The sequence below is a fragment of the Actinopolymorpha rutila genome (genome assembly GCF_013407855.1).
GTDB classification, from domain to species: Bacteria; Actinomycetota; Actinomycetes; order Propionibacteriales; family Actinopolymorphaceae; genus Actinopolymorpha; species Actinopolymorpha rutila.
Map to the genome: position 1 here is coordinate 5,385,936 of NZ_JACBZH010000001.1, position 16,188 is coordinate 5,402,123.

General features: G+C 68.6%; 14 protein-coding genes. 11 read left to right on the top strand and 3 right to left on the bottom strand.

Annotated features, from left to right (window positions below):
* Nucleotides 1-42: 42 nt before the first annotated feature.
* Genes F4554_RS24085 through F4554_RS24095 form a run of 3 tightly spaced genes read left to right on the top strand, consistent with a single transcriptional unit; the run spans nucleotide 43 to nucleotide 3,361 of the window.
* Entirely contained in the window at nucleotides 43-1,371 is a 1,329-nt protein-coding gene (locus tag F4554_RS24085) for an MFS transporter (protein WP_202889442.1), read from the top strand.
* Nucleotides 1,372-1,406: 35 nt separating this feature from the next.
* A complete protein-coding gene (locus F4554_RS24090; protein WP_179789674.1) occupies nucleotides 1,407-2,582 on the top strand; it encodes a CoA transferase in 1,176 nt (391 codons plus the stop codon).
* A complete protein-coding gene (locus F4554_RS24095; RefSeq protein WP_179789675.1) occupies nucleotides 2,579-3,361 on the top strand; it encodes an enoyl-CoA hydratase-related protein in 783 nt (260 codons plus the stop codon). Before F4554_RS24090 ends, F4554_RS24095 begins: the two co-directional genes overlap by 4 nt.
* Before the next feature lie 9 nt (nucleotides 3,362-3,370).
* Here F4554_RS24095 and F4554_RS33800 read toward each other — a convergent pair whose 3' ends face one another.
* Nucleotides 3,371-5,329, bottom strand: a complete 1,959-nt coding sequence (locus tag F4554_RS33800) for a heparinase II/III domain-containing protein (RefSeq protein ID WP_179789676.1) — start codon at nucleotides 5,327-5,329, stop codon at nucleotides 3,371-3,373.
* A 151-nt stretch (nucleotides 5,330-5,480) separates the two neighbouring features.
* Between F4554_RS33800 and F4554_RS24105 the strand changes: the two genes are divergently transcribed.
* The 6 genes from F4554_RS24105 to F4554_RS24130 all read left to right on the top strand — a co-directional run bounded on the left by F4554_RS24105 (nucleotide 5,481) and on the right by F4554_RS24130 (nucleotide 11,641).
* A complete protein-coding gene (locus F4554_RS24105; RefSeq protein ID WP_179789677.1) occupies nucleotides 5,481-6,500 on the top strand; it encodes a carbon-nitrogen hydrolase family protein in 1,020 nt (339 codons plus the stop codon).
* Between the two features lie 81 nt (nucleotides 6,501-6,581).
* The gene (locus tag F4554_RS24110; protein WP_179789678.1) at nucleotides 6,582-7,922 is read left to right on the top strand and encodes an MFS transporter; all 1,341 of its coding nucleotides are present in this window, start codon (nucleotides 6,582-6,584) and stop codon (nucleotides 7,920-7,922) included.
* Nucleotides 7,919-8,653 (top strand): FadR/GntR family transcriptional regulator, encoded by a 735-nt coding sequence (locus F4554_RS24115; RefSeq protein WP_179789679.1) that lies wholly within the window; start codon nucleotides 7,919-7,921, stop codon nucleotides 8,651-8,653. The genes F4554_RS24110 and F4554_RS24115 overlap by 4 nt, the downstream gene beginning before the upstream one ends.
* A gap of 4 nt (nucleotides 8,654-8,657) precedes the next feature.
* Nucleotides 8,658-9,551: a phytanoyl-CoA dioxygenase family protein gene (locus F4554_RS24120; protein ID WP_179789680.1), complete on the top strand. Its 894-nt coding sequence runs from the start codon at nucleotides 8,658-8,660 to the stop codon at nucleotides 9,549-9,551.
* 201 nt (nucleotides 9,552-9,752) lie between these two features.
* Nucleotides 9,753-10,229: an AAA family ATPase gene (locus F4554_RS24125; protein WP_179789681.1), complete on the top strand. Its 477-nt coding sequence runs from the start codon at nucleotides 9,753-9,755 to the stop codon at nucleotides 10,227-10,229.
* 320 nt (nucleotides 10,230-10,549) lie between these two features.
* Nucleotides 10,550-11,641 (top strand): methyltransferase, encoded by a 1,092-nt coding sequence (locus F4554_RS24130; protein ID WP_337796181.1) that lies wholly within the window; start codon nucleotides 10,550-10,552, stop codon nucleotides 11,639-11,641.
* A gap of 27 nt (nucleotides 11,642-11,668) precedes the next feature.
* Here F4554_RS24130 and F4554_RS24135 read toward each other — a convergent pair whose 3' ends face one another.
* Both F4554_RS24135 and F4554_RS24140 read right to left on the bottom strand, forming a co-directional pair.
* The gene (locus tag F4554_RS24135; RefSeq protein WP_179789683.1) at nucleotides 11,669-12,544 is read right to left on the bottom strand and encodes a phosphotransferase; all 876 of its coding nucleotides are present in this window, start codon (nucleotides 12,542-12,544) and stop codon (nucleotides 11,669-11,671) included.
* Between the two features lie 29 nt (nucleotides 12,545-12,573).
* On the bottom strand, nucleotides 12,574-13,056 hold the full coding sequence (locus F4554_RS24140; protein ID WP_179789684.1) for a DUF6458 family protein: 483 nt from the start codon (nucleotides 13,054-13,056) through the stop codon (nucleotides 12,574-12,576).
* 234 nt (nucleotides 13,057-13,290) lie between these two features.
* Between F4554_RS24140 and F4554_RS24145 the strand changes: the two genes are divergently transcribed.
* Both F4554_RS24145 and F4554_RS24150 read left to right on the top strand, forming a co-directional pair.
* Entirely contained in the window at nucleotides 13,291-13,692 is a 402-nt protein-coding gene (locus F4554_RS24145) for a PPOX class F420-dependent oxidoreductase (RefSeq protein WP_179789685.1), read from the top strand.
* Between the two features lie 151 nt (nucleotides 13,693-13,843).
* A complete protein-coding gene (locus F4554_RS24150; protein WP_179789686.1) occupies nucleotides 13,844-16,168 on the top strand; it encodes a ligand-binding sensor domain-containing protein in 2,325 nt (774 codons plus the stop codon).
* The last annotated feature ends 20 nt before the right edge of the window (nucleotides 16,169-16,188 follow it).

Sequence of the window (16,188 nt, forward strand, 5' to 3'; positions counted from 1 at the left end):
CGTCCCACCGTTCGCAACACACCGAGGAGCTGACCCCACACCGTGGTCGACACCAAGTCACCCACTACGAACGCGGACACCGAACGCCGCTTCCGATACCGATGGGCCGTCCTGAGCATGAACTTCCTCGTGCTCGGCCTGAACTACGCCGACCGGGCGGCCATCGGACTGGCCGCACCGCTGATCATCGCCGAGTACGGCTTCTCCAAGGCCACCTGGGGTTGGATCTCGGCGATCTTCTTCGTCGGGTACGCACCGTTCTGCTTCATCGGCGGCTACACCTCCGACCGGTTCGGCCCGCGCAAGGTGATGGCCTGGGCGGTGGCCTGGTGGTCGCTGTTCACCGCCCTGACCGCGGCCGGCTTCGGCTTCGTGTCCTTCATGGTCATCCGGCTGCTGTTCGGGTTCGGTGAGGGGCCGCAGGCGTCGGTGACCGCCAAGACGATGTCCAACTGGTTCCCCCGCCGCCGGATGGGAACCGCCCTCGGCCTGTCCCAGGCGTCCACCCCGCTCGGTGGCGCGGTCGGGACTCCGATCATCGTGGCGATCATCAACGCCTTCAACGGAAACTGGCGTGCACCGTTCGTCATCCTCGGCCTGGTGGGCATCTTCTTCCTCGTCGGCTGGTGGGTCGTGGTGCGGGACAGTCCTGCCAAGCACCCGTGGGTGCGAGGCGAGGAGGCCGCCGAGATGCGGGCCGACGCGCAGGCGGCGGCCGACGACGGCCCGGAGGACGAACCCGGCTCCCGGAGCCTGGCGAGCTACCTGCGGTTGCCGATCGTTCTCACCACCGCGCTGACCTACTTCGGCTACTCGTGGGTCCTCTACACCTTCCTCACCTGGTTTCCGGAGTTCCTGCACGAGGCGCACGGGCTCGACCTGAACCAGATCGCGTTCACCGGCGCGGTTCCGTGGCTGTGCGGATTCGTCGGGCTCGCGTTGGGTGGGGTGTTCACCGACGCTCTCGGCCGTCGCTTCGGGCTGTTCACGGCCCGCAAGTGGACCACGGTCGTCGGCCTGCTCCTGGTGGCGGTGGCGTTCGGTCCCGTCGGCATGGTGAAGTCCACCACCTCCGCGGTCGCGCTGATGGCCCTGACGGTGTTCGTGCTCTACGTCGTCGGCGCGCAGTTCTTCGCGCTCATCCAGCCCGCGATCCCGGCGCGGAGGTTCGGTGCGGCGTCCGGGTTCATCCACTTCGTCGCGAACCTCGCCGGCATCTTCGCCCCCATCGTTCTCGGCTACATCGTCGACGCCACCGGCTCGTGGGCCGTGTCCTTCCTGATCTCCGGAGCCGTGGTCGCGATTCCCGCCGTCCTGCTGGCGGTGTTCGGGCGTGCCCGTCCGACCCGGCCGGCGCACGGCCCCGCCTGAACCGTCTCCGGACCTTCCCTGAAAGGAGTGACGCCGTGCCCGCAGCGTTGGACGGCATCCGCATTCTCGACTTCACCCAGATGATGCTGGGTCCCTACGGCACCCAACTGCTGGCCGACCTGGGTGCCGACGTGATCAAGGTCGAGCGGCTGGGCGGTGAGTGGGAACGTTCCCTGGAGCTCCTCGGGGGTCTCGTGGCCGGAGAGTCGGCCGCGTTCCTCGCCATGAACCGCAACAAGCGTTCGGTCACCGCCGACCTCAAGTCCGCCGACGTACGGAACGCCCTGCTCAAGCTCGGCCGCTCCTGCGACGTGGTGGTGGAGAACTTCCGTCCGGGCGTGCTGTCCCGGCTCGGTCTCGGCTACGACGACTTCCGTGCCGTACGACCGGACATCATCTACTGCTCGGGTTCGGGGTGGGGCCAGGACACGGTGTTCGCCAAGGAGAACCGCCCGGGTCAGGACCTGCTCATCCAGGCCATGTCGGGGCTCGCCGCCGCGGGCGGACGCGCGACCGATCCCCCGACGCCGGCCGGGACCTCGATCGTCGACGCGTCCACCGCGCTCACCCTGTCCAACGCGATCCTGGCCGCGCTCGTCGCCAAGGAGCGCCAGGGCGTCGGGCAGCGCATCGAGGTGGATCTGTACTCCACGGCGATCTCCCTGCAGTGCCAGGAGATCTCGGCGATGGTCAACCAGGGCACGGACTGGGAACGCTCGTCCGCGGGCATCGGCCAGGCGTGGCTGTCCGCCCCCTTCGGCATCTACCGCGCTCAGGACGGCTGGCTGGCGCTGGCGATGGCACCGGTCACCCGGGTGGCCGAGCTCCTCGACGTGGCCGGCACCGAGGGTCTGGATCCCTGGCACGACCGCGACGAGATCAAGGTCCGGCTCGAACGCGCCACCGAGCAACGCACGGTTGACGACCTGGTGGGGCTCCTCATGCCGGCGGGGATCTGGTGCTCCCCGGTGCGTACGACCGCCGAGGCGGTGGACGAGCTTCGCGAACAGGGCCACGACCTGATCGTCGAGGTCGACCATCCGGAAGCCGGGCGGCTCGAGCTCATCGGCTGCCCGATCAGGATGTCGGAGACACCGTGGAGTCTGCGGTACGCACCACCCACCGCGGGCCAGCACACCGACGAGGTTCTTGCCGAGGTCCTCTCCCCCGACCAGCTCGCCAATCTGCGCGCGGAAGGAGTGATCGGGTGACGCGGGTGCACGAGCATCTCGTCGAGACCCGTCAAGGTTCGGTTGCCACCCTCCGTATCGACCGGGAGGAGGCGCTCGGTGCCCTGTCCCGCGACATGGTGGCCGGCCTCGGTGACTACTTCCGGGCCGTACGCGGCTCCGACATCCGCGTCCTGGTCCTCACCGGGACCGGGCGTGGGTTCGTGGCCGGGGCCGATGTGGGTGAGTACGCCCACGCGTCCCGGGCGGAGTTCGACGCGTACCAGCGGCTGTCCCGCTCGGTGTTCGGTGAGCTGGAGCAACTGCCGCAGCCGACGATTGCCGCCGTCAACGGGTACGCGCTGGGCGGCGGGTTCGAGCTCGCCCTGTGCTGTGACTTCATCGTCGCGTCCACCGCCGCGCGGTTCGGCCTGCCGGAGGTCAAGCTCGGCTTGACGCCCGGTGGTGGCGGCACCCAGCGGCTGGCCCGTGCGATCGGCACCAGAGCGACGAAGGAACTCGTTCTCACCGGGCGGGTCATCCGCCCGGACGAGGCTCAACGCCGCGGCCTGCTCACCCAGGTGATGGAGCCCGACGAGCTGGTCCCGCACGTGGCCGGCTTCGCGGCCGAGCTCGCCGGCCATGCCCCGCTGGCGATACGTGAGGCAAAGCGGCTGATCGACGACGGCGTGCAACAGCCTCTTGACGTCGCGCTCACCGCCGAGCAGGCGGCACTCGGCCGGTTGTTCGACAGCGAGGACGGCCGGGAAGGGATCGCCGCCTTCCTGGAGAAACGCGACCCGCGGTTCACAGGTCGATAGGGACGCGTCTCAGTCCGCCTGCTCGGCGCGCAGGTCGAGGCTCCACTCGCCGTGCCTGCCGGGCCGGCTGGGACTCAGGGCGACCCGCCACAGCGCGGGTCCCCACACGCCGCTCAGCCGCCGGTCGTCGAGATCGATCCGCTCGACCACGGGAGGGCGGAAGCCGCTCGCGTCGTACTCGATCCGCAACGCGCGGCCAGGCGTCGGCACCCGGATGGTGCCGGTGCTTCCGCTCCCCCCGTCGCCACTGCCCAGATCGGGTTCGGCCGAGGTGATCAGGTGCAGCGTCATCGAGTCCGGCTCGTGGTCGAGCCCCCACTCGTCGTGCCAGCGAACGTGTGCTGACTTCCTGCGTTCGAACGTCACCTGCCGCCACCAGTGGACCAGCCCGGCGTCCTTCGGATAGGCGCCGGCGAGGTCGAGCCGTACGTCGACCCGATCGTTCCCGAGGTCGGCCGTCACGTCACGGGCACGGAACTCACTGCCAGGCAACTGCTCATGGCCGTCGACGTTCGGGACGTTGTGGTAGTCGCTGCGCATCGTCCAGATCTCGTACCGCCGTGGACCGAAGTGCTGCCGGGTGTACTGCGCGACGCCGGCATCGACCAGCGCGGGATGACCGTCGACCGAGACCAGAACCGTGCCGATGTCGTTGTGGTTGTGGCTCTCTCCGTTGTGCCCGCCCTTCACCGACACGAAGAGACCCTCGACCTGCCCGCCGGTCTCGCGCGCGGTCAGCAACTGAGTCTGCGGCCACCATGCCTGCGCCGTGAGTGGCGCGGGTGACCCCGGCGCCTCCGCCCAGTCGCGATCGGCGAGTGCGAACAGGGAACGGCCGAGACTGAGCCGCGGCACGGTGACAGCGCCTTCGCCACGCATGTACCGAGCATGTGCGGCCACCTCGTCGTCGCCCGTACGACGGCCGAACCGGTAGAGCACGTGGGGCTCGACGGTGTCCGCGGCCTCGGTGCGCGCCGGGCCGTCACCGACGTTGACGTACCAGTCGTCGGCGATGTGGACACGGTGTGGATACCGCGCCATCTCGCGCACCTTGGGCAGCGTGTATCCGTCGAGCGCGCCGCTGGTGGCGTCGTACAACTGCTCCAGGCATTCCGACAGCGAGGCGCCCGCACGCCACCAGTACATCTGTCCCTCGTCGCACCCGCCGTCGTCCGGATAGCCGGACACGAAGACATCAAGGCCTTCGAGCACTCGGCTCACGGTCGTCACGAGGTCGTCGCGATCCTGATCGAGGAGGAGCGAACACGTGAGGACGTTGGAGTTGATCCACGGGTTCCAGTTGTTCACCGGACCCGAACGCCCGAACCACGTCCACGTGTCGACCGTACGCTGAGGCACCAGGATCCGTCGTCGTACCTCGTCGACCAGGCGGCGCCGCACCAGGGCCGACCGCTCGTCCAACCGCGAACCGAGAACGTGCAGGGTCCACGCCAACAACGCGCCGGTCTCGGCCGCGAACAGGTCCAGATACGGACGCTTCGGGTCGGGCAGCCGGGGACCGTCCTCCCTGGCGGAGAAGTCGTGCGCCGGAACGCACCACGTCGTCTCCTCCAACATCAGCCACACACCGTCGAGCACGTCGTCGTGCCACCCGGGGTCGTCGGTGAGGCAGGCCGCGAGGGCGGACGCGACCGTACGCCTGCGCCGGGCGAAATAGCGGTCCTCATACCTCGTCCGGTTGCCCGTATCGACGAAGTCCCGCCAGCCGCGGGCCGTCAGCACCGGCCATTCCCGCGCACGGAACTCCTCTGCCCGCTGGAGAATCGCCTGCCGGGTCGACGCGTCCACCGCCTCCCAGAACGCCCGGTCGGACACGTCCGGGACGGGGTGCCACTGCCCGGGAGCGGGCAGCACGTCGGCGAGGAGGCCGGTGTCGTTGAAGCCTGCCAGGGAGTCCGGCGCCGATCCACCTGGACGCCACGGTCGAGAGGACGGCGACTGCTGCACGGGGACCTCCTGGCTCGCTGATGTGGACACGATTCCACTCGCCAAGCCGACGATGCCGACGAAGTGGCGATCCGTCCAGTACCCACCGAACAACGGGATCAGTACGGTGACCGTGACCGTGACAGGTTCCGGAAGGGAACGAGGCCGGCTCATGACTCCCGAGCGCGCGACCACGAGGCTTCCCCGCAAGGTAGTCGTCGGTACGACGATCTTCGGCGGTGGTCGGGAGTATCCCGGACTGGCCGAGCGCGCGCGGGAACTCAGCGAACTCGTCGACCGGATGGCCGCTCAGGCGAGGACGTCCTGGGACGGCCCCGGACAGGGCCTGGATCTCGCCGTCTTGCCGGAGACCGTGCTCACGCCGGACGCCGAGCTTCCCGCGGACCGCTCCATCGCGATGGGCGACCATGCCTTCGACGTCCTGCGTGCGGCCGCGCAGCGACACCACACGTACCTGATCGTTCCCCTGGACGTGCGTGAGCCGGGCCCCTCTCCCACGGTTCCGGCGTACTCCAACGCCGCCGTGCTGCTGGACCGGCGCGGCCACGTGGTGGGCACCTACCGCAAGGCCCATCCGGTCGGCGTCCGGCCCTCCGGGACCCTCGAGGGCGGGATCCTGCCGGGGCGGGATGTCCCGGTGTTCGAATGCGACTTCGGCCGCCTCGGGATCCAGATCTGCTGGGACGTGGTTTACGACGACGGCTGGGCCGAGCTCGGCCGACTGGGCGCCGAGATCGTCGCCTGGCCGAGCGCTTCGCCGGCCACCATCCTCCCGGCCGCACATGCCGCCCGGCATCGTTACCACGTCATCTCGAGCACGCCGCGCGACAACGCCACCGTCTACGAACCCACCGGGATGGTGGCCGGCCGGATCACCGAGCCCGGATCCGTTCTGGTCCATCAACTCGACCTCAGCCACGTACTGCTCGGCTGGTCTCCGGCGCTGCGGGAGGGCGCGGCGCTGCGGGAGAAGTTCGGCGACCGGGTGGGCTTCCACTATGACGCACGCGAGGACATCGGCCTGTTCTGGTCCAACGATCCGGACCTGAGCATCGACGAGATGGTCGGTTCGTTCGACCTGGAGCCGATCGACGCCCAGATCGCGCGCAACCGCCGTCAACGTGTGCACGCCTGGGATGCCTCCACTTCCGGTGGCGGCCAGCTCCCTTGACGCGTGCCGGCCGGACGTGTCGACTGGTCTGTGGTCAGTTCAATCTCCCCACGGGGCCCTCACGGCGCGGGAAGGATCGACATGACCGAGCAGCGAGGAAGCCTGGCGCGGGTGGCGTTCGCGTCCGGGATCGGTTCCTGCCTGGAGTGGTACGACTTCTTCATCTACGGCACCGCCGCCGCCGTGGTGTTCAACACCGTGTTCTTCCCGGACATGGAGCCGGCCGCGGGCACCCTGATCGCGTTCGCGACCTTCGGCGTGGGCTTCTTCGCCAGACCGTTCGGTGGACTCTTCTTCGGCCACATCGGCGACCGGGTGGGCCGCAGGTACGTGCTGATCCTCACGCTGCTGCTCGTCGGTGGTGCCACCTTCCTGATCGGCTTCCTGCCGTCGTACGACAAGATCGGGGTGGCGGCGCCGATTCTCCTTGTCCTGTTGAGACTCGTGCAGGGTTTCGGTGCGGGTGCGGAGTACAGCGGTGCCGTCATCTACGCGGTCGAGCACGCACCCCCGAACCGTCGCGGCTGGTTCGGGAGCTGGTCACCGATGGGCGTCTCGCTCGGCACCCTCATGGCGGCCGGAGTGTTCGCGCTGGTGTCGCTGCTGCCCGAGGACGACTTCCTGTCGTGGGGCTGGCGAATCCCGTTCTGGCTGAGCATCGTGCTCGTCGCGGTCGGCATGTACCTCCGTTTGCACCTGGCGGAGACGCCGGTGTTCAACCAGGCCAGGCAGCGGCGTGACGTCCTGCGCATGCCGATCAGGCACGCGCTGGTGACCCAACCGCGCAGCTTCGTGGTGGTGATCGGTGCTCGGTTCGCGGAGAACGGCCTCGGCTATCTCTTCCCCACCTGGAGCATCAGTTACCTCAGCGGGCAACTGAACTACTCCAAGACCACCGCACTCGTGGCGGTGACCATCGCGACCTGCGCGCAGTTCGTCATGGTGCCGGTGTGGTCGGTGCTGTCGGACCGGATCGGACGGCGGCCGGTGTACGCGGGGGCGGCGGCCTTCTGTGTGCTGTTCGCGTTCCCGTACTTCCTGCTGCTCAACACCAAGAGCACACCACTGGTGATCTTCGCGATGGCCGCCGCGGTCGGGATCGGGGTCGCCGGGATGTTCGGTCCGCAGGCGGCGTACTTCACCGAGCTGTTCGCGCCTCGGGTCCGCTACAGCGGCTTCGCGTTCGCGCGCGAGCTCGGCTCCATCCTCGCCGGTGGCCCGGCGCCCTTCCTGGCCAGCCTGCTGCTGGTGTGGGCGGGCGGTGCGCCGTGGGCGGTCGCCGGCTACATGGTGGTGCTGGCGGCGATCTCCTTGGCCGCGGTCCTGTGGGGTCCGGAGACCTACAAGACCGACATCCTCGCCGAACCGGACCGCGGTCCGGCCGGGATGCAAGCCGAGGTTGCGCAGAGGACGCGCGCATGACCTCGCGTGAACTGGACGCCCGCGACCGCGAGCCCTTCCGGCTGTTGCCCATCAAGCAGGTCCAGGTCTACCGCGAGGTGTTCGCGCAACTCGACCGACTGGTCAGCGGATCGAAACCCGGAACCCGTCTCCTGCCCGAACGCGAGCTGGCCGAGCAGCTCCAGGTCAGCCGGGTCTCGATCCGCGAAGCCCTTCGGGCGCTGGAGAGCATGGGAAAGGTCGAGATCAGGCGGAACTCGGGTACGTACGTCGTCGATCCCGAGGGCACGCTTCCAGTCGAGTACCTCCTCGCAGGCCTCGAGCCCGGAGTCGCGACCCTCCGCTCGCTGACGGAGGTTCGAGCGGCGATCGAGACCCGCGTCGTTCAGGCCGTCGGCCGCCAGGACGCTCCGGATCTCCGCCCGGCAAGGGAGTTCCTGGCCCGCGCCACGGAGGAACTGTCCGGCGAAGACACCGACCAGGGAAGTCTCGACCTGAGGTTCGAGGCGATCCTCGGGCGCGCCGCCGACAGCCCGATGCTCGTCCGCGTACAGAAGTGGATCCATCAGGCGTGGATCACCGCCTGGGGCGAGTACGGCGCCGCTCCTGGCGACCGTCGTTCGCTGCATGCGGAGCACGCCGCGATCCTGGACGCGCTCGAACGCGGCGACGTCGCCCAGGCGGTCAGCCAGATGGACGCACACGTCGACCGCCACATCAACGAACATCAGCACCCCGACGAGGGAGGGTAGTCAGATGACGACCCGACATGGGAACGGGACCACACCGGCGGCACGCCTCAGCGCCGAGGACGTCGCGCGTTACCACGAAGAGGGTTACATCGCCGTCGACGACGTACTCACCGACGAGGAGGTGGCGGAGCTCCAGCGCGTCACCGACAACTTCGTCGAACAGTCGCGCCAGGTGACCGAGCACACCGATGTCTTCGACCTGGAGCCCGGCCACACTCCTGAACAGCCCCGGCTTCGTCGACTGAAATCACCGGACAAGCAACACGTGGCCTACGACCGGGTACTCCGCAACGACCGGATCCTCGACCTCGTGAGCCAGCTGATCGGACCGGGAATCCGCTACAAGACGACGAAACTCAACCTCAAGTCGCCGGAGTACGGCAGCCCGGTGGAGTGGCACCAGGACTGGGCGTTCTACCCGCACACCAACGACGACCTGCTGGCCGTCGGCGTGGCGATCGACGACATGATGCTGGAGAACGGCTGCCTCATGGTCGTTCCGGGCTCGCACAAGGGACCGGTGCTCGATCACCATCGGGACGGGTACTTCGCCGGTGCGGTGGCGCCGGACGGCCTGTCCGGCAGGGCCGTACCCATCGAGCTCCGCGCCGGCGGCATCTCCCTCCACCACGCACGGCTCCTGCACGGCTCGGCGCCCAACACCTCCTCGCGTCCGCGTCGGCTCCTGCTGTTCGAATACGCGGCCGCGGACGCCTGGCCACTGACGGGTGGTCTCGACTGGGACGACTTCAACGCTCACCTTCTGCGCGGCGACGCCGTCCTGCAGCCCCGGCTGACGGAGGTTCCCGTCCGGATCCCGCTACCGACCCACGATCGTGAAGGATCGATCTACGAGGTACAGAGCATCGTCGCCGACCGCGGCTTCGGCTCCACCTGACGGTCCCTCACCGTGGGCGCAGGTCCATGGTGCTCAGGACCTTTCGGCGACGAGGATCGTCGTCAGGTTGGAGACCGACTGTCGACACCGAGCTGACGAGCACGGCCTCGCCGCGTTGGAAGCTGACGAGGACGTATCGTCGCGGCATTCGTCGAATGCTAATGGCTGCCCGACCGGCGGCGGCCCGTTACGGTGTCTGCCATGGCGCGCGTACTCGTCACGGGCATGTCCGGGGCCGGCAAGTCCACGGTTCTCGAGGAGCTGCGGCGCCGTGGCGTGCCGACCGTCGACACCGACTACGACGGGTGGGTACTCCCTGACGGCACCTGGGACGAGGGGCGGATGGCCGTCCTGCTCGCCGCGCACCACGACCTGGCCGTCTCCGGCACTGTCTCCAACCAGGGGCGCTTCTACGACCGCTTCGAGCAGGTCGTGTTGCTCACCGCTCCGCTCGACGTGCTGCTCGACAGGGTACGGCGACGCTCGAACAATCCGTACGGCAGAACTGTCCAGCAGCAAGAGGAGATTCGGAAGTATGTCGAGGAGGTCGAGCCACTCCTTCGCGACCGTGCGACCCTCGAGTTGGACGGCCGGCTCCCCATAGCTCACCTGGCAGACACGCTGGAGCCACTCGTCTCGACAGCTCCACCCTCGCCCGTTCCGTCAAGCGCCTCCTGACAGTTCTACGCGGGCAGGCCGGAGTCGATCAGAGGGTCCGGCGTGACATCGCCGGAATCGGGTTGTCCCACAAGGGCTTCCTGTGTCAGAGTCTCCAGGCAGTACCACTTCATTGCAGTACCTGGTCGCGTCGACTCGGCGTGACCGCCGCCCCTTTCTGCTTTGGCGGCCAACACCACGCGAAGGGTGTCGGCATGCCCAGTTCGGGGCCGTTCTCAGCAGTACGTCGTTCCGTCGATCACGCACATCGCGCGCGCCTGGCGGATCTCCACTCGGTACTCACCACGCACCAGGACCTCTGGCGACCGGCTCCCTTCCGGGTGCGACGCCCTGACTGGTGCGCGTACCGGCCGGACCTGGCCGAAGCCGTTCTGGGCCTCGACGAGCCGGCCCTCGACCGGCTGACCGGCGACCCGGCCCTCTGCCGCAGGTGGCTTGCCAGGTGGCTCCCGGACATCGACGCGCTCGCACGCCTGGTGACGCTCCCACCCCTGCCCAGGCGTGACCTGCCGCCGTTGGATCCACGTCTGAGCCGCGCCATCCCGGGGCGCAAGTGCGAACAGATCAAGGCGTTCGCTGCCCACGTCCCGCCATCCCGCACGCCGGTACTTGACTGGTGCGCCGGCAAGGGCCACCTCGGACGGTTGCTCGCGCACATCGACCGACGGCCGGTGCGCTCGTTGGAGATCGACGCCGCGCTGTCGGAGAGCGCCGCCCGGCTCGCCACTCGCGCGGGCGTGGACCAGACGGAGATCCGGGCCGATGCCCTGAGCGAGTTCGCCCATACCCAGGTCGCCGGATGCGCGGTCGTCGCTCTGCACGCCTGTGGTGACCTGCACCGTTCGCTCGTACGCCGGGCACGTCAGGCGGGGGCGCACAGCTATCACATCGCACCCTGCTGCTACCACGTCGGCACCGCCGGCAGCTACTGGCCGCTCGCCGTCCACGCTCCCCTCACTCTGGACACTGACGCCCTCCGGCTGGCGACTACCGAGACCGTCACCGCCCCGCCGCAGGATCGGAACCGTCTCGCCCGCGACCAGACCTGGAAGCTGGGGTTCGTCGCCCTGCGCGACGCCTTGGAAGGTGAGGCGGTGCGGCGCTTCCGGCCGGTGCCGGCGCGTTGGCTGTCAGGCGACTTCTCCTCCTTCTGCCGAGCGCTCGCCGGTCGTGAGGGTGTTCACCTGCCGACGTCGGTGGACTGGGCGTACTGGCTCACCGTGGGAGAACGCCGTCGTGACGAGGTACGGCGGCTGGAGCTCGTCCGCCATGCGTTCCGGCGCCCACTGGAACTCTGGCTCGTCATGGATCTGGCCGTCGCGCTGGAGGAAGCCGGCTTCGGCGTTCGGGTCGGCAGCTTCTGCGATCGTGCTCACACCCCGCGCAACCTCATGTTGCAGGCGCAGCGCTGACGGGAGGGCGCTGCAGGTCGCTACGCGTCAGAGCGGCTCGCTGAGATCGTCGGCCAGCCGTCGAAGGCGCTGCAACAGGGCCGGCACCTGCCGGGGGCCGTGCCGGACCTGGAAGCGCACGATGTCGAACGCCGTCGCCGCCACACAGTGCGCAAGAACCTCCGGCCCGGCAACAGCCTCACCGGCGCGCCGGACTCGTCGAACGGCCTCGGGCTCGGCATCCATCGCGTACGCCTCACGCAGCAGCCAGGCGTAGTCGATCGCCCTGGTGCCGCTACCGAACGCGTCGATGTCGATCACCCCACTGACCCTGCCATCGTTCAGCAGCACGTTGCAGGTGTTGAGATCGCCGTGCACCAGGTCGCCTGCCGGAAGACGCACCGGTCCGTACTCGGCGAGGACACGATCGAACGCGGCGAGGAGATCATCTCCCGGCGGCCTGAACCCACGCAGAAACGCTCTGCTCCCACCGCGAAGGTGGCCGCCGACAACGGAGTCGACATAGATGGACCAGTCGTTGGTCGGATCCGGATCCAGGCCGGTATGGCGTTCGATCACCTCGATCAGCAACTCCGCCGTGTCCGCTGTCAGCGGCGACGACGGCTCGCCCTCGACGAATTCCTGTACGTGGTAACGGATCCCGGCTTCGCTGACGCCGGCCACGATCCACCGCGGGGTGGGATAGCCCGCCGTCTTCATGCGGTTGACTGCCTTGAGTACCGTCCACGGCCTGCGCGAGCCCGGCTTGTCCACTTGCAGCTTCAGGATCGCCGGTCGCCCCTCGGAGTCCGCCAGCAGCCATGCTCCGCCTTGCATCCCGCCCACACACCGGCCGCGCAGCGCATATCGCAGGCCATGGACCCGGTTGATCTCGGGCAGTACGGACTCCGCGGCGACGGACACAGCACGCACCTTAGACCGCTGCGCCAGCCTTACCGGTCGTACCTCGGCAGCGTGCGCGTGTCGTCCGCTGAGACCCAGCCAGGCGAGGACGTGTTCGTTCCCGGGTACGGCTGCGTCGGCCGCATGTACAGCCACTCGCCGTCTCCGCGTCGCTCGCGTCGCTCCACCCGCCCCACGAGCCACACCTCCCGGCCGTCAGCGGCCGTTCCGGCGAAGTACTCCACGTCGTTTCTTGGCATCTCCGAGCGGTACGCCATCTCAGCACGGCGCGGCTGCTCCGGGCGGTACGGCTCGGGGGTGTAGTCGCGGCGTGGCGGAGCGCTGCGCGCGGCCGGGGAGTTCCTGACCCGGCGCGGCATCCAGATCGCCAGTGTCGCGAGGAGCCCCAGACAGCCCGCACCCATGAGGATCCACCCGATCAGGGCGATGTCAACTCCGGCAAGGCTGTAGTCGACCGCGAAGGCGAGGATCGCCCCCACGGCGAAGAGGAGGAGGCTGGCACCGATTCCCATGAAGACCCCTTGCGCGCATAGCTTGACCGAACTGTTCGGCCCCCCATCGCCGAACGCTCCGCGACATCAGGCACGCCGCAGCACGCTTCGACACCTGGACACAATAGGACAAAACACTCGACGATCGCGAGGGTTGTCCACAAGGAGGTGTCCGGCCACGGCGATCCGGAATCGTCACCCGCGGCCGAACCAACGGCTTGACCTCAACCGCGCTTGACGACTGACGATCGAGCCATGACGTTCACCCGGACCGAACTCCGCTACCTCCTCGACCAGCCGCTGGGACGACTGGCGACCCTCGGACCCGGCGGTCCGCAGGTGACGCCGGTTGCCTTCTGGGTCGACACCGCGACCCATCTCATCGAGGTCAGCGGCCCGAACTTCGGCACCAGTCAGAAGGTCCGCAACATCCGTACCGACGCCAGGGTTTCGTTCGTCGTGGACGACATGGCGAGCGAGCCTGTCGGCCCTGGTGGGCAGACCGGCCGTGGGCTGGAGATCCGAGCGCACGCGGAGGTCCTCGCGGCCGAAAGGCCCCTGCGCGAGGGGTTCGGCAACATTCTCGTCCGCCTCCACCCGCGCAGGATCCTGGCGTGGAACCTCGACGGTCCCGGCCGTAACTCCCGGGACGTCTGAGCGGCCGACTCACCAACCCGTCCGACGGTGCTCGTTCGCCTGCCGAGCGAACCACCTACCTGGCCGGGATGGCCAACTCCGCCTCGGCTCCCTTGACGGCTTCGGGTCAGGGATTACGGTCCTAACCGAAACCGTCCGCCTTGGAGGAGCCATGCCCGTCCGGCGCACCTGGACCCGCGTGTTCGTGATCGCCGCCGCGGTCTGCACCCTCGCCACACCGCTGGCCTCGGTCCCGGCAGCGGCCGACGACGATCCGCAGGACAGTCCTCTGCCGTCCACCTACGTCGCTCCTGCGGCGCCCGGCGGCGAGCTCGAGGACCTGGGATCGCCGATGAGTTCCCTCACCGTGGTCGAGGGCGCCTTCGGGCACCTTTCCGACGGCAGGTTGGTCGCGTACGCCGCACCGATGGGCGAGAACGCGCAACTGAACGTCTCCACCACCACCTACCCCGAGCCGACCACCCAACTCGGCCGGCACACGATGGCGGGGGCCTCCGGCGACGCGACGATCGCCGTCGCCCCCGACGGCAAGGTCTACGTCGGCACCTTCTACGAGGGGCACCTGTTCCAGTGGGATCCCGCCACCGAGCAGATGACGGACCTCGGCCAGGCGACCTCCGAGGCGACCTACCTGTACGGCCTGTCGGTCGCGGACGACGGGACCGTCTACGGCGGCTCCTACCCCGACGCACACGCGTGGTCCTTCAAGCCTGGCGAGGGTTTCGGCGACCTCGGCCGCATCAGCGACGATCCGGACATCAAGTACGCCCGGTCCACTGTGTACGACCCGGTCCACAACGCGCTCTACGTCGGCACCGCGCCGGTGGGCAGGGTCTTCCGGCTCGACCTCGCGACGAAGCAGAGCACAGAGATTCCCCTTGCCCCGAACGCGAAACCGGCATCGGCTGTCGCTGACCTGGACTACGCCGACGGCCAGGTCCTGGTGAACTTCGACGGAATGCTGCGTGCCATCGACACGAACACCAACACCGAGATTCCGGTCGTCGACGGCGACACCGGCCAGGTGACCACCTCGTACCCGCTGTCGGCCCGAGGGGTCTCACCCGCCATGCGCGGCGGCGTCTACACCAGTTCCGTCTACAACGGCGCGGTGCACGTCGTCCGCTACGACCTGACCACCCACACCGTCAAACGCACGGGGATCACGTCGCGGCGCGGAGCGCTCATCGGCTACAGCTGGAACACCGAGAACGGCCACGACGTGCTCTACGCGTTCGCGGGCAACTACTCCGGCGGTGGGTTCCGCTACGACATCGACTCCGGCGAGTCCGGCTCGCTGCAGTTCCAGATCACCGCGTCGCCGTCACCGCTGCAGCATGTCCTGCCGAACCACGACGGCTCGAAGGTGTTCGTGGACGCGTTCCTCAACGGCAACACCAGTGTGTACGACGTGGCCACCGGGGCCTCCACACCCGTCGCCCGCGTCGGCCAGGTCGAGGACTGGACGCTCCATGACGGAACGGTGTTCGCCGGGACCTATCCCAACGGATCGCTCGTCAGCCTCCCCGAGGAGACCGGCACGCCCCTGACGACGTACACCAGACTGCAAGACAGCGACAGCCAGATCAGGCCGATCGAGGCCAAGGAACACGACGGGAGGATCTGGTACGGGACCGAGCCGGACTACGGACTGCGTGGGGGTGCGATCGCCGTCCTCGACCCGAAGACGAAGGCGGTGGAAGTCACCCGCAACGTCGTACCCGACCACACGATCGCGTCACTGGCGTTCGTCGGTGACGCCGTCTACGCGGGGACGTCCACTCAGGGCGGCACCGGGACCGAACCGGCTCCCGGCGACGCGAAGCTCGTCCGGTGGAATCCGGACACCAAGACCGTCGTCCGTTCCGTCTCCCCCGTCCCCGGTGCCGGGTCGGTGAACGCGCTGACCGTCCACAACGGGCACCTGTACGGACTGGCGGACGGCACGCTCTTCGAGGCAAACGCCGGCAACCTCGCGGTGACCAGATCCCTGCGGTTGAACGTGAGTGGCGGCTTCGGCGCGAGTGGTGGGGAGTTGGTCTTCCACCGCAGCGGCTATCTGTACGTGAGCGCGGGCAGTTCGATGGTCGTCGTCGACCCGCTGGCCTTCACCCAGCAGGCAACCGTGACCGACGCCCAGCTCCGCCTCGAACCGTCCACGGACGGCACGATGTGGACGCTCCTGCGACCCGAAGGGTTCACGAACTTCCTCCACCTCGGCCGCTACACACCGGCGACGACGAGGTGCACCACACCCGACACCCGTGACCACGTGACGCTGCTCGGCGCGACCACGACGGTCCGGAACCGGTTCCTGGAGACCGGATGCACCCTGCAGGACCTCCTCCTGCGCAGAGCCGGCAGAAGCTCGAACGCACCGACCGTCAAGCCGTGGCTGGACCGTCTCGCGGCGACCGGACAGCTCAGCACGACCGAACGTGACCTGCTCTGGGCGGCCGCCAGGAACGGCCGTTGACCCTCGCGCAGCTGTCCGCC